The organism is Vibrio sp. V09_P4A23P171 (assembly GCF_963875615.1).
Lineage (GTDB): Bacteria > Pseudomonadota > Gammaproteobacteria > Enterobacterales > Vibrionaceae > Vibrio > Vibrio anguillarum.
The window spans coordinates 1-19734 of record NZ_CAWNMR010000030.1 but is presented as its reverse complement, the minus strand read 5'-3'; the positions used below and the strand labels follow the sequence as shown (position 1 = coordinate 19734).

Sequence of the window (19734 nt, the reverse complement as noted above, 5' to 3'; positions counted from 1 at the left end):
ATTGTAATACCGCGCTCGCGCTCTTCTGGAGCGTTATCGATAGATGCGAAGTCTTTCGCTTCACCACCGTACACTTTTGCAAGTGTAGTACAGATAGCAGCAGTTAGAGTTGTTTTACCGTGGTCAACGTGGCCGATAGTACCAACGTTTACGTGCGGTTTCGTACGTTCAAATTTTGCTTTAGACACGATCGTGTTCCTTCCTAGTTATGATTCGTCTTGAGTCACATATAGCTCAAGACGCGCCAGAAATTGCTATTTTATGCGCCAACTCTCATCAGCGCAATAGATTCGTTATTAAACAAATAACAGTTAACCACGTTCTGCAATGATTGCTTCTGCAACATTTTTTGGCACATCAGCGTACTCTGCAAACTCCATGGAGTAAGAGGCGCGACCCTGAGTGGCAGACCGTAAGTCTGTTGCATAACCAAACATTTCCGATAGAGGGACTCTAGCATGGATAATCTTAAGGCCTGCATGGCCTTCATCCATACCTTCAATCATGCCGCGACGACGGTTTAAGTCACCCACAACATCACCCATCCAATCTTCTGGAGTAGTTACTTCAACTTTCATCATTGGTTCAAGAAGAACAGGCTGCGCTTCTAAAGCACCTTTCTTGAACGCCATCGAACCAGCAATCTTAAACGCCATCTCGCTTGAGTCGACATCATGATATGAACCATCGAATAATGTCGCTTTCACATCCAGAATCGGATAACCAGCTAACACACCGTTGTTCATTTGCTCTTCGATACCTTTCGCAACCGAGCTGATGTATTCCTTAGGAATCACACCACCAACGATTTCGTCGACAAAGACAAAGCCTTCGCCGAGTTCCGCAGGTTCAATCTTAAGCCAAACGTGACCATATTGACCACGACCACCAGATTGACGAACGAACTTGCCTTCTACTTCCGCTTTTCCACGGATAGTTTCGCGGTAAGCCACTTGTGGTTTACCAACGTTACAGTCCACACTGAACTCACGCTTCATGCGATCAACAATGATGTCTAGGTGAAGCTCACCCATACCAGAGATCAACGTTTGACCTGTTTCCTTATCGGTTTCGACACGGAAAGATGGGTCTTCTGCAGCCAGTTTACCTAGCGCAATACCCATTTTTTCTTGGTCAGCTTTAGAGCGAGGCTCTACCGCAATTTGAATCACTGGCTCAGGGAATTCCATGCGCTCAAGAACCACTTTGTGGTCTGGGTTACACAGCGTATCGCCTGTAGTGACATCTTTTAAGCCGATCGCAGCCGCAATATCGCCAGCACGAACTTCTTTAATCTCTTCACGTTTGTTGGCATGCATCTGTACGATACGACCAAAACGTTCTTTTTTCTGTTTCACTGAGTTGTAAACGGCATCGCCAGAGTTCACCACACCAGAGTAAACACGCATAAAAGTCAATGTGCCAACAAATGGGTCAGTGGCAATCTTAAATGCAAGTGCCGAGAATGGTTCGTTGTCGTCAGCGTGACGTTCTACTTCGTTCTCGTTTTCATCCACGCCTTTAATGGCTGGTACATCTACCGGTGAAGGCAAATATTCAACAACCGCATCCAATACCGCTTGTACGCCTTTATTTTTAAAGGCACTACCACAAGTGGCCAATACGATTTCATTGTTAATGGTACGAGTCCGTAGCGCTTGTTTGATTTCCGCTTCTGTCAGCTCGCCGTCTTCAAGATACTTTTCCATTAACTCTTCACTAGCTTCCGCTGCCGCTTCTACTAGGTTGTTGTGCCATTCTTCGGCCAACTCAAGCATATCTTCTGGAATGTCTTCGTAAGTAAACGTCATGCCTTGATCGGCTTCATTCCAGTTGATGGCTTTCATCTTGATAAGGTCGATGACACCTTTGAACTCTTCTTCCGCACCAATATTTAATTGAATAGGAACAGGAGTCGCACCAAGACGATGTTTAATTTGGTTTACAACGCGTAAAAAGTCTGCGCCAGCACGGTCCATTTTATTAACGAACACCATGCGAGGAACACCGTATTTGTCAGCTTGACGCCATACAGTTTCAGACTGGGGTTCAACACCAGATGAGCCACAGAATACAACCACTGCACCATCAAGCACACGAAGTGAACGCTCTACTTCAATTGTAAAGTCAACGTGTCCTGGGGTATCAATGATGTTTACGCGATGATCTTGGAACTGTGCTTCCATACCACGCCAGAAGGTTGTCGTAGCAGCAGAAGTGATAGTGATACCACGTTCTTGCTCCTGCTCCATCCAGTCCATGGTTGCAGCACCATCGTGAACTTCGCCGATTTTGTGAGAAAGGCCAGTGTAGAACAGAATACGCTCAGTAGTGGTTGTTTTACCTGCATCTACGTGAGCACAGATACCGATGTTGCGGTAGCGCTCAATAGGAGTTTTCCGAGCCACGATTGTATCCTCTTACTAAGGTAATCCTTAGAGTATGAAAATGTGCTGCGAGAGAACCTCGCAGCACAGAAGGTATTACCAGCGGTAATGAGCGAATGCTTTGTTCGCTTCTGCCATACGGTGAACGTCTTCACGTTTCTTAACAGCAGTACCTTTATTTTCTGACGCGTCTAGCATTTCAGCAGCTAGGCGAGCAGCCATAGATTTTTCACCACGCTTACGCGCAGCATCAACTACCCAACGCATAGCAAGTGCGTTACGGCGAACCGGACGTACTTCTACTGGCACTTGGTAAGTTGAACCACCCACGCGGCGAGATTTAACTTCGACCGCTGGACGTACGTTTTCAAGAGCTTCTTCAAATACAGCTAAGTGACCTTTGCCAGATTTCTCAGCCATAGTGTCTAGTGCAGTGTAAACAATTTTCTCTGCAGTAGATTTTTTACCGTCAACCATAAGAATGTTAACGAATTTTGCCAGCAGTTCAGACTTGAACTTTGGATCTGGAAGGATCTTACGCTGACCAATAACGCGACGACGTGGCATGGATATTCTCCGTTGTCTTTTTCAGGTTATCCAAAACTTTTCAGTTTCTTCAAAAATTAAATAATTTAGTGTTTGGCCTTACTTAACGGAAATCCATTAAGATTTAGGACGTTTCACACCGTATTTAGAACGAGCTTGTTTACGGTCGTTTACGCCTGCACAGTCAAGTGCACCACGGATTGTGTGGTAACGCACACCTGGAAGGTCTTTTACACGACCGCCACGGATAAGAACAACTGAGTGCTCTTGAAGGTTGTGACCTTCACCGCCGATGTACGAAGTCACTTCGAAGCCGTTCGTTAGACGAACACGACATACTTTACGAAGTGCTGAGTTAGGTTTTTTAGGTGTAGTAGTGTAAACACGTGTACATACACCACGTTTTTGTGGGCACGCTTCTAGTGCTGGCACGTTGCTTTTAACAACTTGCTTTACACGAGGATTGCGGACCAACTGGTTAATAGTTGCCATTAACTAGCTCCTGAATTTACTTAAAGTAAGCTTTGTGAAAAATCTAGTCCCTAGTGCACTTAGTACAAATAGGGACGCAAAATTCTATGCAGCAGTGAGAGGTGTGTCAAGAAATATACAGATCTTTTTTAACCACCATAAGTAAAGGGTGGGTAATAGAGGGGTAATAGTGATAAGAAAATCTACCAAGTGATTGATTTTTCATAGTTAGTAGTAAGTTCAACCAAACCAGAGAAATCCACTTTGGTAATTTGTACTGAGCAGAGATCCTGCACCCCACGCGCGCAGAGATCCTCAAGTAAGACATAAACCCTGTTCAGATCGTTGAGTAGTAAAAAAGAGCCCGCACTAGGGTTACTCATATAAACCGCTTCTTCAACCAAGATAATACTATCCTCAGCCAAACAATAACGCTGCGCTAAGGCCAGTTTTGCCGTGTCTTTTACAATATGCAGCATAGGTACACCTTAGAAAGTTAGTACTTGATCGCACTCGTGAAGTAACTGAGCGATTTGCTGAGGTGATTTTTTTTTAACATCAATTACCCATTGAGCCGATGCTAACCCCAATTCTTCAACGCTTTGCTCACACAGATAAAGGTGTTCAATATCGTATAACTCAAGCAGTTTAAACGCACTGATGTAATCACGGCTAAGCAGTTGTTGCGGTGATTGGTTGGCGACGATTTGCGCCACACCAAGCCCAACAAAAAAGAGCGAGATCGCATCACAATAGGCAGAGGCTGCCAGTACAGCATCCAGCCCTTCTCTTCCAGCCGAACTAGAATGAGGCGAAGAATGAAAAACAAAACCGATTTTTTTCAAAACTGTACCACTCGATCTTGAGTTAATAACGCTTCAGCCAAACTTCCTAACCCAGTTTGTGCAAAACCTTGTGCCAAATTATGCGCAGTGAGCTGGTGTTGCTGAGCTTCATTTTCACTGATAATGCCACGACGTAACGCTGCAGCAACACAGGTTTCTAAGCGTACATGGTGTTCAGTAGCTAGCCTCTGCCATGCTTTCACAAGATCAAACTCATCGTTCGCAGGCGCGGTGATCGCAGAGCCATTGAAAACACCATCTTGATAAAAAAATACTTGCTTGAGTGAATGCCCTTTTTCTAGCAATGCACAGGCAAACAGATAAGCACTACGCGCTGCCTGTGTGCCATACACTGAGCCATTGACCAATAATGTGTAACTCAATACTGGCTCCACTAACATTCATCTCCGGTCTTGCGTTGGCGAATGTAGAGATAAACAGTATGTTTAGAGATATTGAGCCGATCAGCTACGCGGTTAATCGCATCTTTGATGTCAAAAATGCCTTTGTCGTACAGCTCCATCACAATCTGACGGTTCTTGGTATTGTTAGACACTGATTTATCGGCGTTGATCTCTTCGATGGTACGCTCTACCGTCTGATCCACCAGCTCTTCAACATCACTGGCAAAGTTAACCGATGAGGCGGCTTCCTGAGCTTCCAGAGTCGGCATGAATGATTGCAGAACTTGTGAGAACGGAGCATCTAAATTGACGTTGATACAAAGTAAGCCAATGACTCGGTTATCACCATTACGAATCGCGACCGTAATCGATTTCATCAACACACCACCCTTGGCGCGAGAGAAATACGATCGTGAGAAGTTACGCTCCGATCCTTCAATATCTTTCAACATACGCAGTGCAAGATCGGTGATCGGGGAACCCACTTGACGTCCCGTGTTTTCACCATTGGCAATTTTAATCGCCGAGGTATTGAGATCTTCCAATGAGTGCAGAACGATCTCACAAAAAGGACCAATCAGGCTGGCGATACCGTCAACCACAGCTTCATAAGATCGAAGAATGATTTTATCGTGATCACTAAATGGCATCACGTGCACGGATTCCATTTCAAGCAACATATCCGCGTTTAAAGTTTCTGTCGTTGTCACTGTTATCTAGCCTTAGAGCGAAAAATCAACAAATTGACGTAAGTTTATCAGAAAATTTTAATCGAAAACTCTGTTAAGTCACTAACAAGTGATTTAGGACAACTAATTAGTGAGTCGTTAGAGACAGAAAAGGCCTGATTCATCAGGCCTTTGAGCTGGTTACAACGGTTCAACAATGGCTGATATTATTTAGCCGCATCGCTACCGTTATCAATTTTTAGCAACTCCACTTCAAACACAAGTGTTGAGTTTGCTGGAATAGTCGGTGTGTCTTGCTCACCGTAAGCCAGTTGCGGCGGGATAACAAACTTGTATTTTGCTCCCACTTGCATCAGTTGCACACCTTCTGTCCAACCAGGAATAACCCGATTGAGTGGGAATGTCGCTGGCTCACCACGATCATACGAGCTATCAAATTGAGTACCGTCAGCCAGTGTCCCTTTGTAATGCACTTGAACAGTATCGGTCTCTTTTGGTGACTCACCTTTTGCTGGCGTCAGTACTTGGTACAGTAAACCAGATTCAGTTTTCTTTACGCCATCTTGTTTTTCAAATTCAGCGCGGAATTCATCACCAGCTTTTTCAGCAGCAGCCGCTTTTTCAGCGGCTTTCGCTTGCATGGTTTCAGAAACGCGTTTATCTAGAGCTTCTAGCGCTGCGCGTGTCTCTTCTTCACTCAACTCAGCATTGCCCGCAAAGACATGTTCAATCCCTTTTAGAACCAGATCTTTATTCAGATTGATACCAATTTCGGCTGGTTTTTCAATGCTGGTGCTGAGGTAATTTGCAAAAGAGACGCCAATCGCGTAAGCCGCTTTGTCATCTTCTGTTTTAAAGTGAACCGTTTTTCCCGCTTCCGTTTGTACTTGTTCTGCTGCAGGTGCTGCTTCAGTTTTCGGGGCTTCATCTTTCTGGCAGCCAACTGCAAGCATGACGGTTGCCGCAAGCAGTGACACTTTAAACAATGATTTCATTTATTTCTCCAATTTGTAGGCAAACCTTTTGTTATTACGCACAAATTTCGGTGAAAAACTGGTGCGCTAAACAGAGTTGTACCAATATAGCGATATGTTGATAGATTGTCTTTACACTCAAAGCGGATAATTAGACTTGATGCGAATAATTTCTCATTCAATCCTAGGTTGCATTGTCATCTTGATGTTAAATGGCTGTTTTTTCTCTAACAGCGATGTACAACGTTGGGATATAGAACCAAACGGTTCGACCAGTTTCGGTTTAAGCCGCGATGGTCGTTTTGCGCTACTCTATTCCAAACAAAGACAACTCGTTCTATGGGATCTTGAACAAAACAAAACCTTAGCCGAATTGGGACCTCAAGACCCACAAGCCAATACCGTTTCCCATATTCGACTCTCCGATAATGGCCGTTTTGCCGTGACCGCTAGCCAAATTAACTTTGCCGTATGGGACTTAGGTTGGACACAAGCTCAAGGTTTGTGGTCCATCTCCGATGGGCTGATCCGAGACATTGACATTGCCAATAACGGAAAACAAGTTCTACTCGGTTTATCCAATGGTAAAGCGATTTACGTCGATTTAGTCACTGGACGTCGACTAGAGTTCCTTGCTCATCGAGAAAAAGTGAATTCTGTCGCCCTATCGCCCAATGGCCGCTTTGCTCTGACGGGAGGTAATGATTATTTTGCCTACCTTTGGGATACGCAAAGTGGGCAAATTTTACGATCGTTTGAACATGAGCAGCGGGTGAATCGAGTAGCGCTGCAGCGAGAGGGAAAATTAGCCTTTACCTCCGATGGTGGTAATCAATCCATTATTTGGGATCTCTCCTCGGGTAAGGAACAGGCGAAATTGCGCAGTTTTTCACGACAATTGATTTTCTCTACGGCGCGTTTTTCCGATGATGGCAGGTTGCTTGTGACAGGGAATCCTTCAAGCCAAGTCGCGGTTTGGGATACTCAAAGTGGTAAAAAACAGCAAGGATTCGAAGTAGAACCGCTAAAAGATGCTCGCCCACCCACTGCGGTGGTGTATGATGCGGCCTTTGATCATCAGCAACGAATTATTACCGGAAGCTCTGCAGGTATTGCTCAAGCTTGGAAACTCGACGATTAGTTATGAACGATAAGTATATTCAGCAATTAGAACAGCGTGTTAGTGACTTGGAATGCCAACTTGCTTTCCAAGAACAAACCATTGATGAACTCAATCAAGCATTATCAACACAGCAGCTCATGCTAACGAAAATGCAAGACCAAATGAAATATGTGGCTGGTAAAGTCAAAAATATGGATGCCTCACATTTAGCGGATCCATCAGAAGAGACTCCACCACCTCACTATTGATAGTGATGATACTGATAGTGATAAACTGATCATAATAAATCGGTTACCGCGCTATTGTGCATCACTATCGTGCGAAGTAGTAAGCAATGATGCCTCCTGCAACGACGAGACAACCACCGATGCGGCGCAGTTGATGATCGGGCTGCTGGCTGAGCTCTGCCACCATCTTTCTCCAGCCATTAGGGGCGATTAACGGTCCAATACCTTCTGCAATTAACACCAGCCCCACAGCAAGCCAGATTGAATTCGACATAGTGCCTTCTCTCTTAAAGCCATAAACGACAAAGGCTCCCTGAAGGAGCCTTTGAATAAACAACGGTCAATTATTTCGTTGTCAAACCTTTGGTGTTATTCATGTACTTGAAGAAATCACTCTTAGGATCAAGCACCAAGATATCACTCTTCTCGCTAAATGATTTCTCATAGGCTTTCAGCGAACGTAAGAACCCGTAAAACTCAGGATCTTTACTGTACACATCTGAGTAAATCTTCGCTGCTTTAGCATCAGCATCACCGCGAGTTACGCGAGCCGTTTTATCCGCTTCCGCTAAGATAGTCGCCACTTCAAGTTCAGCTTGAGCACGAATGACTTCGGCTTTTTCACGACCTTGAGAGCGGTGTTTACGAGCTACTGACTCACGTTCAGCACGCATACGACGATAGATAGACTCACTGATCTCATCTGGGAGGTTGATTTTCTTAATACGGAAATCAACCACTCTCACGCCTAAATCTTTCAGTGCGCCTTTACGCGTATCTTCCAACACATTTTCCATCACTTGGTCACGCTGACCATCGATTTCCAATGCTTGTTTCGCAGCCTCAGTCGTGACGACTTCATCATCAGCACTTTCCGGCAAGACATCTTTATTACGTGGGCCTGAAACAATTTGTTTGATTTCACGAGAACCGATTTCAGAACGAAGAATGTCTGTCACTTTACGCTCTAACAGTGCTTGTGCCGTCAATGCATTGCCACCACCCGTTGCCAAGTAGTATTGACCAAAGTCTTCAATACGCCATTTGACATAGGTATCGATGATCACATCTTTTTTCTCTGAAGTCACGAAACGGTCAGAGCGGCCATCCATTGTTTGGATGCGCGCATCTAACGTTCTTACTCGATCAAACAGTGGCATTTTAAAATGCAAACCCGGTTCGTAGATTCGAGCAATTTCATTGTTATCTTTCAGAATACGACCGAAACGGACGACAATACCGCGCTCACCTTCAGGAATCACAAACAGCGACATCAACATCAATACCAGTGCAATCACTAATACTGGGATCATTAACTTACGCATTACTAGTATCTCCCTTGACGTGTATTGCTAGAGCGAGACGGTGTATTACCTGTATCACTGCTGGTTGGTGAATCAAGCTCTATCTGATCATAGGTTGATGATGATTTATCTTGACGTTTGGTGTCATTCTTACTGTCTTGGCCTGTAATTCGATCCAACGGTAGATAAAGCATATTGCCACTGGATTCTGAATCAATTAGCACTTTAGATGTGTTTGAATACACCTCTTCCATAGTATCTAGGTAGAGACGATTACGTGTCACATCTGGCGCGGCTTGATACTCAGGGAGCAGTTTTTCAAACTGTGCCACTTGACCCAATGCTTCGTTAATCGTGCGTTCTGTATAACCTTGCGCTTCTTTCTTCAAACGTTCTGCTCGGCCTGTTGCTTTAGGCAGGATTTCGTTCTTATACGCTTCAGATTCACGAATGAAACGCTCTTCATCTTCTCGCGCCGCAATCGCATCATCGAACGCATCTTTCACTTGCTCTGGCGGACGAGCCGACTGGAAGTTGACATCGACAATCATTAAGCCCATATCATAGCTATCAATGATTTGATTCAAGGTCGTTTGGGTACTTTGACGAATTTGCTGACGGCCACTGGTTAAGATACTGTCCATCAAAGAATCACCAACCACGGCACGTAATGCTGAATCAGTTGCTTGGCGTAAGCTATCGTCAGCATTAGTCACACGATACAAGTACTTGTATGGATCAGACACGCGATATTGTACATCCATGCCAACAGTGACCACGTTTTCATCTTTGGTTAGCATCAAACCCGATGCACGTAGTGAGCGAATCGCTTGTACGTTAACGGCCGTCACTTCATCAACAAAGCGAGGACGCCAGTTCAAACCTGGATCAACGATGCGATCATACTTACCTAAACGCAGCACGACGCCACGCTCAGCTTCACCAATCGTATAGAAACCAGAAAAGAACCACACCGCAACTGCGATTGCTGCAATGACTCCAAAGCCAATTGCGCTACCACCAGAGAATGAAGGGCCTTTACCGCCTTTCTTACCAAATCGTCCGCCCAGTTTCTGGCTCAGTTTATTGAAAACCTCATCCAAATCTGGCGGTCCTTGATCACGGCCACCTTTATTTTTGTCACCACGATTATTACCCCAAGGGTCATTATCGCGGCCATTGTTGCCGTTGTTATTACCGGGCTCATTCCACGCCATTAGAAAGCTCCATCATTTGATATGACGTTATACTGTAGCAGTCCTTTAAGTAACTATAAAGTCACGCAAAACTGCTTCTTCTCTTTTTTCTAGTCTAAACCAATCAACTTGCTGCATACGAATGTTAATCAACAAATTACCATCTGGATCATATTCTTCTTGTTGAATACATTTCATTTGTGAAAATGCACTACGAATGCGACCTTGGTGCAGTGGTGGAATACACAATTGATATTGAATGACTTGACTCGCTAATCGCTCTGTCAATGCTTCGAAAAGCAGATCAATACCCTGTCCATCCATGGCTGATAACCACACGGTTCTCGGTATTCCCTCATCATCTTTTTCGATGCGAGGTTGTTGGCCTTCTAGATTATCGATCTTGTTCATGACGACAAGCGTTGGCACCTCATGGGCGTCAATCTCTTCTAATACATCATGGACGGCTTTGATATTCTCACGAAAACGCTCATCACTGGCATCAACAACATGTAACAAAATGTCAGCTTCTTGAGTTTCTTGTAACGTGGCTTTAAATGCTGCAACTAAATCGTGCGGCAGATGACGAATAAATCCTACGGTGTCAGCGAGAACGGCAGTACCAACGTCCGCCAATTCGATTTTCCGCAAGGTAGGATCTAGGGTTGCAAACAGTTGATCGGCTGCATAAACCCCAGCTTCAGTAATGCGATTAAATAACGTTGATTTCCCCGCATTGGTATAACCCACTAGCGATATGGTGGGAATCTCAGCTCGATTTCGAGCTCGGCGTCCTTGTTCTCGCTGCTTCGCGACTTTCTCTAAGCGGCGTAATATCGCTTTAATACGTTCACGCAATAAACGTCTGTCGGTTTCTAGCTGCGTTTCACCAGGTCCACGTAAGCCTATACCGCCTTTTTGTCGCTCAAGGTGCGTCCAACCACGAATTAATCGCGTAGAGATGTGGCGTAATTGTGCCAGCTCTACTTGCAACTTCCCTTCATGGGTTCGTGCTCGTTGGGCAAAAATATCGAGGATGAGGCCAGTACGGTCAATCACTCGACATTGGCATAGTTGTTCAAGATTACGTTCTTGGGCAGGAGAAAGGGCGTGGTTGAAGATCACCACATCCGCTTCAACAAGTTGAACCGCATGCGCTATCTCTTGGGCTTTACCCTCACCGACATAATATTTAGGGTGTGGAGTTTGACGGCTGCCAGTAATAATTTGCAGTGTCGACACTCCAGCAGAAGAAACCAGCATTTCACACTCGCTGAGATCATCCCACTCACCCTTTTGCGTGAAGTTGATATGAACAAGTACCGCTCGCTCACCGGCTTCGTAACGGTCAAACAAGCAACCAACTCCTTTGTAAGTAAATAATACTAATCAGAGAATCACTCTTCTGATTTGTCTGATGGACGATCAGACCCAGTGCGTGGCTCAGCAGTGTGGTGGCTCACTGCACGTGCAGGAACAACCGTTGAAATCGCATGCTTATACACCATTTGATTGACTGTGTTTTTCAGTAAGATCACAAATTGATCAAAGGATTCAATCTGACCTTGAAGCTTAATTCCGTTCACAAGGTAGATGGATACTGGAATGCGCTCACGACGTAGTGCATTTAAGAATGGGTCTTGTAGAGATTGCCCCTTAGCCATTTTATTTTCCTTATTTGTATTTTGTTGTAGTTATTTAGCTAGTGGTGCACTGCATTATTGGTGCGGCCTTTGCATCTGAGCTAAATGAATAAAAACCCCGTTGCTACTTGTTATGACGGCGATAATGCCAAATATCAAGTAACGGATCCTTTACAGGGTACATCACGCAAAAGCGATCACATTATACACAGCTAACTCCATCAGATGCTATGGCATTTGAGAGAGTTTCTACTGCATGATCAATGTTTTCGCTATCTAACCAAGTTAAATCATCCCAGCTGCGTAACCAGGTGATCTGACGCTTGGCCAATTGACGGGTTGCACAGATTCCACGATATACCGCTTCCTCTAACGTACAATTCCCATCCAAATAGTCCCACATCTGTCGATAACCAACACAGCGAATCGATGGCAAATCCGGATGAAGATCGTTTCGAGCATAAAGTGCTTTCATTTCTTCTTCAAATCCAGCTTCGATCATCTTTTCAAACCTGAGTTCGATTCGACGGTGGAGCTCAGCCCTTTCCTTGGGAGCTATAGCAAACTGCTTAACTCGAAATGGCAGGCTTTCACCTTTCGTTTGAGTTAACTCTGTAAGAGTTTTACCTGAAATTCGGTAAACTTCCAATGCTCGTGACAATCTTTGTGGATCATTAGGATGAATTCTTGCCGCCGAAACCGGATCAATCGTTTGTAATTGATCGTGTAACTGACCCCAACCATGCTCCAAAGCCTCTTGCTCAATTTGTTGCCGTATCTCAGGTTTAGCCGCAGGAAGTGGCGAAAGCCCTTCAAGTAGAGCCTTGTAATACAACATAGTTCCCCCAACGAGCAGAGGAATTTTACCTTGCGCGGTAATATCATGCATTGCAAGTAATGCATCGCGACGAAAATCCGCCGCCGAATAGGCTTCACTTGGATCCAAAATATCGATCAGACGATGAGGAGCGAGTGCCAGTTCATGCGCATTAGGTTTGGCGGTGCCAATATCCATGCCTTTGTAGATCAGCGCCGAGTCGACACTGATGATTTCCACTGGGTATTTTTGGCGCAAACGAATCGCCAAATCTGTTTTACCTGATGCGGTCGGGCCCATTAAAAACAGAGCCAATGGTTGTGTTTGATTCATCATTCTTTTAATTCGTTATGCCAACAAGGCCGCTATGGTGGTGGAAAAATCAACGGGGCGGACAAAACTCGCATCATGAAGAGGAAGCTGCCCTTGCCAAAGCTGTTCAAGTTCCGAAATCATTTGGATGGCTTCAGACAAAGTGTAGTCACTTTTCACCACAGTGATGTGTTCAGCCAGCCAATCGGCAACAAGATCCACCGTAATAGGTTCATCATCAGCCGTAAAATTAGCGGACACGTAAGATAGCAGATCTGGGATTAAGTTTTGCAGGTTTTGTTGCCTCAACGGTTGAGGTACGCCCATCACCATGATGCTTGAACCATGACGTTCTTTAAGCTCAATCCCTAGCGTATTCAACATCGGCTGGCAATGCGCTAACGCTTGATGTTCTTGTGCTGAGAGCTTTATGGAGAGCGGCACGAGTAAGGGTTGGCTTTTCAAGCCGCCTTGTTCGGTATGCAACTGGCCGCGAGTTTTCAGCCATGCTCCTTTGATAAGAGAAAGCAATACGACGCCCTGTTTGGACCCCATTAACAGGTACTGCCCTTTGATTACTGCAATAGCTTTACCCAACTGTTCGAGCTGCAGCATTTCACCTTGATCTTGATGTGCGATAGGAGAAAGTTCGACTGCTGAAGCTGGCGGTTGAGTTGCCATCAGCTCTTGATAGAGCTTCACTTCCCCGCTCGAAGGTGAGCCCGTTGGCTGGCGCTCAGCTTTCGCCCGAGAAGAAGATGGAGAGCCGTTTTGCTGCCAATGGCTACGCTTTGGCGTTTCAGCTATGCCGTGCGCGGTTGTACTTTCTCGCTCAGCTTTTCGTGGATAAGCGGGAGTGTTGTCAATCGCTTGCCACACTTGCTCTGGAACGGTGTTATGCCCCTCAGTTTCTTGGCACACACTATCAATTGCAGTGTCATTCTCAATGCGATCCACAGTCTCCGCATCGGGCTGATGAAAAGCCGATGGTTTGAGCTGCGGCTTCTCAATGTGCTTGCTTTCAGCCAGTGCACTACTGAGTGCTTGATAGATAAAATCATGCACTAATCGCGCTTGATGGAAACGCACCTCGTGTTTCGCGGGATGGACATTCACATCCACTTGATGGGGATCGAGCTCAATGAAGAGTACATAAGTGGCGAACTGATCGCCTCTCAGGCTGGTTTCATAACTTTGCCGGATAGCATGATTAATCAGCTTGTCACGCATCATCCGCCCATTAACGTAGCAGTATTGCAAATCACTCTGCTGGCGCGCGCCTTCTGGAGTCGTTATCCAACCATGCAAGCGAAGCCCTTGATGTTCCAACTCAATGTTCAGCATATGGCGAACAAAAGCGTTGCCACACACAGCCGCGATTCTTTTTTCCTCTTGAGCGGCCGTTTTAGCCGCTCGATATTGACGTACCATCTTGCCGTTATGGCGCACATTGATGGTGACATCAAACCGACTCAAAGCAATGCGTTTTAGTAGCTCATCAATGTGAGTAAATTCTGTTTTCTCTGTGCGTAAAAATTTGCGCCGAGCGGGCGTATTAAAGAACAGATCGAGAACTTCGACAGACGTTCCAATCGGGTGTGCGGTTGGCTGCAACTTAACCGCCATATCTCGACCTTCACTGTATGCTGCCCAAGCTTGTTCTTGCGTGGCTGGACGAGACGTCAATGTAAGCCGAGAGACTGAGCTAATACTCGCGAGCGCTTCTCCACGAAAACCTAGGCTGACGATCGCCTCTAAATCATCTAAGGTGTGAATTTTAGAAGTTGCATGGCGGCTTAAAGCGAGCGCCAATTCCTCTTTTACTATCCCTTGCCCGTTATCGCGCACACGAATAAGCTTCGTACCTCCCTTTTCGATATCGATATCGATACGAGAGGCGCCCGAATCCAAGCTATTCTCCACCAGCTCTTTAACGACAGAAGCCGGCCTTTCAACCACTTCACCTGCGGCAATTTGGTTAGCAAGACGTGCGGGTAGAATCTTAATCGTCATACTCATTACTACTTATTGGGAATGATCAACACTTGCCCTATGGCGAGCTGATCAGACCGAAGTTGGTTTACTTGGCGAATACTATTCAGACTCACTTGATATTGGCTGGCAATTTTGCTCAAAAACTCGCCTTTTTCAACTTTATGCTTACGCAGCGGCTTATCCTTCAAACTCACCGTTATCTTCAGTTTCTGCCCCAGCGTTAAGGTGTCTGAACGCAAGTTATTCTCGCGTTTAATCGCATCCACACTCACTTTATACGTGCTCGCTATCTTGCCCAAATACTCGCCAGATTTCACCACATGCGTAACAATTTCCGTTTCTACTGGGTTGCTGACCACAGGAACGCGAATCGGAGCTGACGTGGCCGGAATCGTTAAGATTTGACCAATCGACAAATTGGCATTTTTTAGTTTGTTGGTTGCGATTAATGCTTGAGTCGAGGTGCCATATTTATTAGCGATAACCGAGAGTGATTCACCACGCTGCACTTTGTGCTTTTGCGTCTTACCACGATTAGCAAACAGAGTGCCCTCGGGTGGGTTTTCTTCAAAATACTTGACGATGGCGGTTGCCAATGCGCGAGCCAATTTATCTTGATGCGAGCGCTGAAATAGCAATTGTTCCTCGGTAGGGTTAGAAATAAAACCTGTTTCAACCAACACCGAAGGAATATCGGGCGACTTAAGTACCGCCAAACTTGCGTTGACTGGCTCTGCTTTATGTAAATGGGCTACTTTTCCCATTTCGCCTAGCAGATGAGTTGCCACCTTGTAACCCTCTTTTTGCGAGTGACTAAATTGCAAGTCCAGCAAGGTTTGGCTAACGTTTCGATCGCTATTGTTTTTTGCCAGCACTTCACCAGCCCCACCTAACAGTTCTGATTGCTGTTCGTGGTTCTCAACCCAGCGAGCTATTTCCGTATTCGCACGCTTGGTATTTAACACAAACACCGACCCCCCCCTGGGTTGCGGGGTATGAAACGCATCGGCGTGAATGGAGACAAGTAGGTGTGACTTATTACGGCGCGCAATTTCAGAACGTTTATTGAGATTGACAAAGTAATCGCCACTGCGTGTCATGACCGCCTTCATTCCTGGAACGGCGTTAATTTGATCTGCGATCTTCTTGGAGATACTTAAGGTGGCATTTTTTTCATATTTTTTGGTCGGGCCAATCGAGCCGGGATCTTCTCCGCCATGACCAGCATCAATAGCGACCACGATATCCTCGGTTCCTAATAACTGCGAAGCATCGCGGCTCACTTTAGTTTGGCTGGCCGGTTTTACTGTCGCCTTGTCGCTATCCAAATTGTGGGGTAAATCAACCACCAAACGATGCCCATACTGACCACCCGGCGTTGGTGCAAGTTTAAATGGCTGAGGGTTCACTTTGCGCTGTAACTCAAACACCAAGCGATACGTCCCTTTCTCCGGAGGCGAGCTATTACGAATTTGCTTGAGAACAGGACTATCCGTGACTTTAAGCGGCAATTTTGTATTAAGCGTGGTGTTTTTTAAATCCACCACCAAACGCTCGGGGCTGCTTAAGGTGAAATAGCTATAATCCGCTTCAGTTTTGAGATCGATAACCACTCGAGTTTCATCTGGAGAGGGCCAAACGCGCACGCCTTCTAATGCATTCGCGTGCGTCGTTGAAGTAAATAAAGCACAGCCCCAAACCGCAAGCGATAGAGTTATCGTTCGTAACAAATGGATGATGTTCAACATAACTCCAACTGACTCAGCAATGAGGATCCATAGGGGCTGTTTGCACTCAGAAAAGCTTGCCTTTGTTCGCCATCGTAGCGTAGCTCAACATCAATATCTGCGGTTGGAAGTAGACCGCTGCCTTTTTCTGGCCACTCAACAAGGCAGATCGCATCCGGTGTGAAATAGTCACGAATACCCATAAATTCCAACTCTTCCGGATCGGCCAAGCGATAAAGATCAAAATGGTATACTTGCCAATCGGCTAGTTGATAAGGTTCAACTAAGGTATAAGTCGGGCTCTTGACGTTGCCAACATGGCCTAATGCGCGGATGAAGCCACGGCTGAAGGTTGTTTTTCCAGCACCGAGATCACCATGCAAATAAAGCGTGGTTTGCGCAGAGCATCGCTTAGCCAAAGCTGCGCCTAATTTTACCGTTTGCTGTTCGTCTTTTAAGGTAAAGATCTTAGTACTCATGAATTACCGCTCTCAAGTGTCGAAAATTGACTATATAAAAATCAAAAGAACTCGAATAGTAAACTGGGTTGGAATTGAGAGACAAGCTCTCTTCTGTAAGTAAAAGGAAAAAACTCGCTTTTTATGTCAGTTTAATCCACATCACAGACGATCATTTCCTAGATCCTCAATAAAGGATCCGTTAAGATCCTCGCCCCTTTTTGCAACGAGCTCATCGATAATGGACTACCAAGTACTGGCAGACAAAATTAAAATCTGGGCACGTGAACTTGGCTTCGAAAAGGTCGGGATCTGCGATATCGATCTCAGTGAGCACGAAGAGCCTTTGCAGAAATGGTTGGATGCTGGATTTCACGGTGAAATGGACTGGATGGCGCGCCATGGAATGATGCGAGCTAGGCCACATGAACTCCTTCCCGGCACCGTCCGTGTGATCAGCGCACGCATGAATTACTTACCCCCAGATGCTCGGTTTGCCAGTGATTTGAATAATCCCAATTACGCTTATATCAGCCGCTACGCTCTGGGGCGTGACTACCATAAACTGGTACGCAACCAGCTCAAAAAACTCGGCGAAAAGATTGAACAAGAAGTGGGGGCACTCGGTTATCGCCCTTTTGTGGACTCCGCCCCAATATTAGAACGGCCTTTAGCACAAAAAGCTGGGCTTGGTTGGACTGGCAAGCATTCGCTTATCCTTGATAAAGAGAGTGGTTCTTGGTTTTTTCTTGGTGAACTACTGATTGATTTTCCGCTGCCGGTCGATACACCAAGCAGTAATCAATGTGGCAAATGCACTGCCTGCATCACCTCATGCCCTACACAAGCCATCGTGGAAGACGGTGTTGTTGATGCTCGCCGATGCATCTCTTACCTCACCATAGAATATGATGGCGTAATTGCTGAAGAGTTTCGCAAGGCAATGGGTAATCGCATTTACGGCTGTGATGATTGCCAGTTGGTCTGCCCTTGGAATCGCTTTTCCGACCTCACTCAACAAAGTGATTTTCATCGCCGTCAAGCACTGGATGAACCAGACTTAGTTGAACTGTTTGCTTGGGATGAGGCCACCTTCTTACGTTATATGGAAGGTTCGGCTATTCGCCGAATTGGCCACCAGCAATGGTTGCGTAATCTTTCCATCGCTTTAGGAAACGCGCCATATTCACAACGCATTATCGCAGCGCTAAACACGAGGTTAGGCTTGTCTGATTTATTAGACGAACATATACATTGGGCGCTAGTAGAACAAAAACGAAAATCATCGGAGCCAGCGAGTGCATGCTCTAGCAATAAGAAGCAGCAGCGCTTAATTCGAATTGTCGAGAAAGGGTTACCGCGTGATGCGTAAAAAATGAGGTAATTGCATAACTAATGAACACAGACTTTGATATGTATCTCAAAATACCAATTTGTGGACAAAATTTTAAACACGACACTGTTTTCTATAATTAAGAAAAGTTAGCCACATCAGCAATTAATGACAAGGATCAAAGATCTTGATATTAATGATCATACAGTTAGTTGACCTAATGGTGACAAAATAACAAAAATCAATTTAAAAACAATTAGTTACACAGAAAGGCAGCAAGATTAGAGAACAGAGCCGCATTAAAAGATCTTTCACTGACACTTACCAGCACTTCACTAAAAACACGTTATACACCAACTTATCCACAATTAATTTTTGTGGATAACTCTGTTAATGAATAAGAATAAATAGCGACGAAAAGCCAGATTCTACAGAGACTAACCTGTGTATTGAAATTCAGCACATAAGTTATCAAGACGGCAATAAATCCGCTTAGAACTGCAGATTATTTTTATTTTAGGGAGTTATGCTTCACAGCATTAAAGAAAGAGCATAAACCAAATACTGGTTTGAGTTCAGAGAGTACTCTGAAAGAAGCTGGAGCGACACATAACCGTTACCTCAACCTTGGTAAGGTTGCGCTCTACCAACTGAGCTAGTGTCGCAATGATTAATCGCATTCACGCTTAATCTGAATTTGGTTGCGGGGGCCGGATTTGAACCGACGACCTTCGGGTTATGAGCCCGACGAGCTACCAAGCTGCTCCACCCCGCGTCCGTATTGTGTCACCGTTAAGTACGATGAAAACTTACACTCTCTAACAAGAGAATTTGTAGCGACACTCGAGGTTCACTTTCTTTAAACAAAGAGGCGTGACCTCAACCTTAACTAGGTTGTGCGGCGCTATTCTTTTCTTCGGAAAGAATCTGGAGCGACACACGAGGTTCACTTTCTTTAAATAAAAAGGCGTGACCTCAACCTTAGCTAGGTTGCGTGGCGCTATTCTTTTCTTCGAAAAGAATTTGGAGCGACACACGAGGTTCGAACTCGTGACCTCAACCTTGGCAAGGTTGCGCTCTACCAACTGAGCTAGTGTCGCAATGATTAATCGTATTTACGCTTAATCTAAATTTGGTTGCGGGGGCTGGATTTGAACCAACGACCTTCGGGTTATGAGCCCGACGAGCTACCAAGCTGCTCCACCCCGCGTCCGTATTGTGTCACCGTTAAGTACGATGAAAACTTATACTCTCTAACAAGAGAATTTGTAGCGACACACGAG

General features: G+C 45.3%; 21 protein-coding genes and 4 tRNA genes. 3 read left to right on the top strand and 22 right to left on the bottom strand.

The features are described from left to right. The 9 genes from AACT23_RS10435 to fkpA form a co-directional block, all read right to left on the bottom strand. On the bottom strand, positions 1-188 hold a 188-nt coding region (locus AACT23_RS10435; RefSeq protein WP_254918740.1), incomplete at its 3' end, for a GTP-binding protein. 123 nt (positions 189-311) lie between these two features. After that, positions 312-2408: an elongation factor G gene (fusA, locus tag AACT23_RS10430; protein WP_010318928.1), complete on the bottom strand. Its 2097-nt coding sequence runs from the start codon at positions 2406-2408 to the stop codon at positions 312-314. Positions 2409-2483: 75 nt separating this feature from the next. After that, a complete protein-coding gene (rpsG, locus tag AACT23_RS10425) occupies positions 2484-2954 on the bottom strand; it encodes a 30S ribosomal protein S7 (protein WP_013857921.1) in 471 nt (156 codons plus the stop codon). A 96-nt stretch (positions 2955-3050) separates the two neighbouring features. Continuing rightward, positions 3051-3425, bottom strand: coding sequence for a 30S ribosomal protein S12 (gene rpsL / locus AACT23_RS10420; protein WP_010318930.1), 375 nt, complete (start codon positions 3423-3425; stop codon positions 3051-3053). Positions 3426-3607: 182 nt separating this feature from the next. Continuing rightward, a complete protein-coding gene (gene tusB / locus AACT23_RS10415) occupies positions 3608-3883 on the bottom strand; it encodes a sulfurtransferase complex subunit TusB (protein WP_017048284.1) in 276 nt (91 codons plus the stop codon). Between the two features lie 9 nt (positions 3884-3892). Continuing rightward, positions 3893-4249 (bottom strand): sulfurtransferase complex subunit TusC, encoded by a 357-nt coding sequence (gene tusC, locus AACT23_RS10410; protein WP_094129261.1) that lies wholly within the window; start codon positions 4247-4249, stop codon positions 3893-3895. Continuing rightward, a complete protein-coding gene (gene tusD, locus AACT23_RS10405; RefSeq protein ID WP_094129258.1) occupies positions 4246-4650 on the bottom strand; it encodes a sulfurtransferase complex subunit TusD in 405 nt (134 codons plus the stop codon). Before tusD ends, tusC begins: the two co-directional genes overlap by 4 nt. After that, positions 4644-5363, bottom strand: coding sequence for a helix-turn-helix transcriptional regulator (locus tag AACT23_RS10400; RefSeq protein WP_094129255.1), 720 nt, complete (start codon positions 5361-5363; stop codon positions 4644-4646). Before AACT23_RS10400 ends, tusD begins: the two co-directional genes overlap by 7 nt. Before the next feature lie 185 nt (positions 5364-5548). Further along, positions 5549-6337 (bottom strand): FKBP-type peptidyl-prolyl cis-trans isomerase, encoded by a 789-nt coding sequence (fkpA, locus tag AACT23_RS10395; RefSeq protein WP_010318935.1) that lies wholly within the window; start codon positions 6335-6337, stop codon positions 5549-5551. Between the two features lie 139 nt (positions 6338-6476). Between fkpA and AACT23_RS10390 the strand changes: the two genes are divergently transcribed. Together AACT23_RS10390 and AACT23_RS10385 are read left to right on the top strand one after the other, a co-directional pair. Continuing rightward, complete coding sequence (locus AACT23_RS10390; RefSeq protein ID WP_026027456.1) at positions 6477-7457, top strand: WD40 repeat domain-containing protein; 981 nt, start codon at positions 6477-6479, stop codon at positions 7455-7457. 2 nt (positions 7458-7459) lie between these two features. After that, complete coding sequence (locus tag AACT23_RS10385; RefSeq protein ID WP_010318937.1) at positions 7460-7687, top strand: SlyX family protein; 228 nt, start codon at positions 7460-7462, stop codon at positions 7685-7687. Positions 7688-7751: 64 nt separating this feature from the next. Here the strand turns inward: AACT23_RS10385 and AACT23_RS10380 are convergent, their stop codons facing one another. The 9 genes from AACT23_RS10380 to tsaE all read right to left on the bottom strand — a co-directional run bounded on the left by AACT23_RS10380 (position 7752) and on the right by tsaE (position 17139). Continuing rightward, a complete protein-coding gene (locus tag AACT23_RS10380; RefSeq protein WP_017043313.1) occupies positions 7752-7940 on the bottom strand; it encodes a DUF2065 domain-containing protein in 189 nt (62 codons plus the stop codon). 70 nt (positions 7941-8010) lie between these two features. Further along, positions 8011-8991: a protease modulator HflC gene (gene hflC / locus AACT23_RS10375; RefSeq protein WP_013857929.1), complete on the bottom strand. Its 981-nt coding sequence runs from the start codon at positions 8989-8991 to the stop codon at positions 8011-8013. Positions 8992-8993: 2 nt separating this feature from the next. Then, entirely contained in the window at positions 8994-10187 is a 1194-nt protein-coding gene (hflK, locus tag AACT23_RS10370) for an FtsH protease activity modulator HflK (protein WP_013857930.1), read from the bottom strand. 45 nt (positions 10188-10232) lie between these two features. Further along, the gene (gene hflX, locus AACT23_RS10365) at positions 10233-11522 is read right to left on the bottom strand and encodes a ribosome rescue GTPase HflX (RefSeq protein WP_010318941.1); all 1290 of its coding nucleotides are present in this window, start codon (positions 11520-11522) and stop codon (positions 10233-10235) included. A 41-nt stretch (positions 11523-11563) separates the two neighbouring features. Continuing rightward, positions 11564-11830: an RNA chaperone Hfq gene (gene hfq / locus AACT23_RS10360; protein WP_013857931.1), complete on the bottom strand. Its 267-nt coding sequence runs from the start codon at positions 11828-11830 to the stop codon at positions 11564-11566. A 181-nt stretch (positions 11831-12011) separates the two neighbouring features. Next, positions 12012-12959 (bottom strand): tRNA (adenosine(37)-N6)-dimethylallyltransferase MiaA, encoded by a 948-nt coding sequence (miaA, locus tag AACT23_RS10355; RefSeq protein WP_094129264.1) that lies wholly within the window; start codon positions 12957-12959, stop codon positions 12012-12014. A 15-nt stretch (positions 12960-12974) separates the two neighbouring features. Further along, positions 12975-14957, bottom strand: coding sequence for a DNA mismatch repair endonuclease MutL (mutL, locus tag AACT23_RS10350; RefSeq protein ID WP_094129252.1), 1983 nt, complete (start codon positions 14955-14957; stop codon positions 12975-12977). Positions 14958-14959: 2 nt separating this feature from the next. Further along, the gene (locus AACT23_RS10345; protein WP_017043316.1) at positions 14960-16681 is read right to left on the bottom strand and encodes an N-acetylmuramoyl-L-alanine amidase; all 1722 of its coding nucleotides are present in this window, start codon (positions 16679-16681) and stop codon (positions 14960-14962) included. Then, positions 16675-17139, bottom strand: a complete 465-nt coding sequence (tsaE, locus tag AACT23_RS10340) for a tRNA (adenosine(37)-N6)-threonylcarbamoyltransferase complex ATPase subunit type 1 TsaE (RefSeq protein WP_010318946.1) — start codon at positions 17137-17139, stop codon at positions 16675-16677. The genes AACT23_RS10345 and tsaE overlap by 7 nt, the downstream gene beginning before the upstream one ends. 220 nt (positions 17140-17359) lie before the next feature. Here tsaE and queG point away from each other — a divergent pair, with 220 nt between their 5' ends. Beyond that, positions 17360-18490: a tRNA epoxyqueuosine(34) reductase QueG gene (queG, locus tag AACT23_RS10335; RefSeq protein WP_094129249.1), complete on the top strand. Its 1131-nt coding sequence runs from the start codon at positions 17360-17362 to the stop codon at positions 18488-18490. Between the two features lie 559 nt (positions 18491-19049). Here queG and AACT23_RS10330 read toward each other — a convergent pair. The 4 genes from AACT23_RS10330 to AACT23_RS10315 all read right to left on the bottom strand — a co-directional run bounded on the left by AACT23_RS10330 (position 19050) and on the right by AACT23_RS10315 (position 19661). After that, positions 19050-19116, bottom strand: a tRNA-Gly gene (locus AACT23_RS10330). Positions 19117-19149: 33 nt separating this feature from the next. After that, positions 19150-19226: transfer RNA gene (locus AACT23_RS10325), tRNA-Met, on the bottom strand. A 249-nt stretch (positions 19227-19475) separates the two neighbouring features. Further along, positions 19476-19551, bottom strand: a tRNA-Gly gene (locus AACT23_RS10320). A gap of 33 nt (positions 19552-19584) precedes the next feature. Continuing rightward, positions 19585-19661 (bottom strand) — tRNA-Met (locus tag AACT23_RS10315). Positions 19662-19734 lie beyond the last annotated feature (73 nt).

Bases quoted from the DNA above. Each gene is read 5' to 3' on its own strand.
- rpsG (WP_013857921.1), bottom strand. From the start codon at position 2,954: ATGCCACGTCGTCGCGTTATTGGTCAGCGTAAGATCCTTCCAGATCCA.
- rpsL (WP_010318930.1), bottom strand. From the start codon at position 3,425: ATGGCAACTATTAACCAGTTGGTCCGCAATCCTCGTGTAAAGCAAGTT.
- tusB (WP_017048284.1), bottom strand. From the start codon at position 3,883: ATGCTGCATATTGTAAAAGACACGGCAAAACTGGCCTTAGCGCAGCGT.
- tusD (WP_094129258.1), bottom strand. From the start codon at position 4,650: ATGTTAGTGGAGCCAGTATTGAGTTACACATTATTGGTCAATGGCTCA.
- fkpA (WP_010318935.1), bottom strand. From the start codon at position 6,337: ATGAAATCATTGTTTAAAGTGTCACTGCTTGCGGCAACCGTCATGCTT.
- AACT23_RS10390 (WP_026027456.1), top strand. From the start codon at position 6,477: ATGCGAATAATTTCTCATTCAATCCTAGGTTGCATTGTCATCTTGATG.
- AACT23_RS10385 (WP_010318937.1), top strand. From the start codon at position 7,460: ATGAACGATAAGTATATTCAGCAATTAGAACAGCGTGTTAGTGACTTG.
- AACT23_RS10380 (WP_017043313.1), bottom strand. From the start codon at position 7,940: ATGTCGAATTCAATCTGGCTTGCTGTGGGGCTGGTGTTAATTGCAGAA.
- hflC (WP_013857929.1), bottom strand. From the start codon at position 8,991: ATGCGTAAGTTAATGATCCCAGTATTAGTGATTGCACTGGTATTGATG.
- hflK (WP_013857930.1), bottom strand. From the start codon at position 10,187: ATGGCGTGGAATGAGCCCGGTAATAACAACGGCAACAATGGCCGCGAT.
- hfq (WP_013857931.1), bottom strand. From the start codon at position 11,830: ATGGCTAAGGGGCAATCTCTACAAGACCCATTCTTAAATGCACTACGT.
- miaA (WP_094129264.1), bottom strand. From the start codon at position 12,959: ATGAATCAAACACAACCATTGGCTCTGTTTTTAATGGGCCCGACCGCA.
- mutL (WP_094129252.1), bottom strand. From the start codon at position 14,957: ATGAGTATGACGATTAAGATTCTACCCGCACGTCTTGCTAACCAAATT.
- AACT23_RS10345 (WP_017043316.1), bottom strand. From the start codon at position 16,681: ATGTTGAACATCATCCATTTGTTACGAACGATAACTCTATCGCTTGCG.
- tsaE (WP_010318946.1), bottom strand. From the start codon at position 17,139: ATGAGTACTAAGATCTTTACCTTAAAAGACGAACAGCAAACGGTAAAA.
- queG (WP_094129249.1), top strand. From the start codon at position 17,360: ATGGACTACCAAGTACTGGCAGACAAAATTAAAATCTGGGCACGTGAA.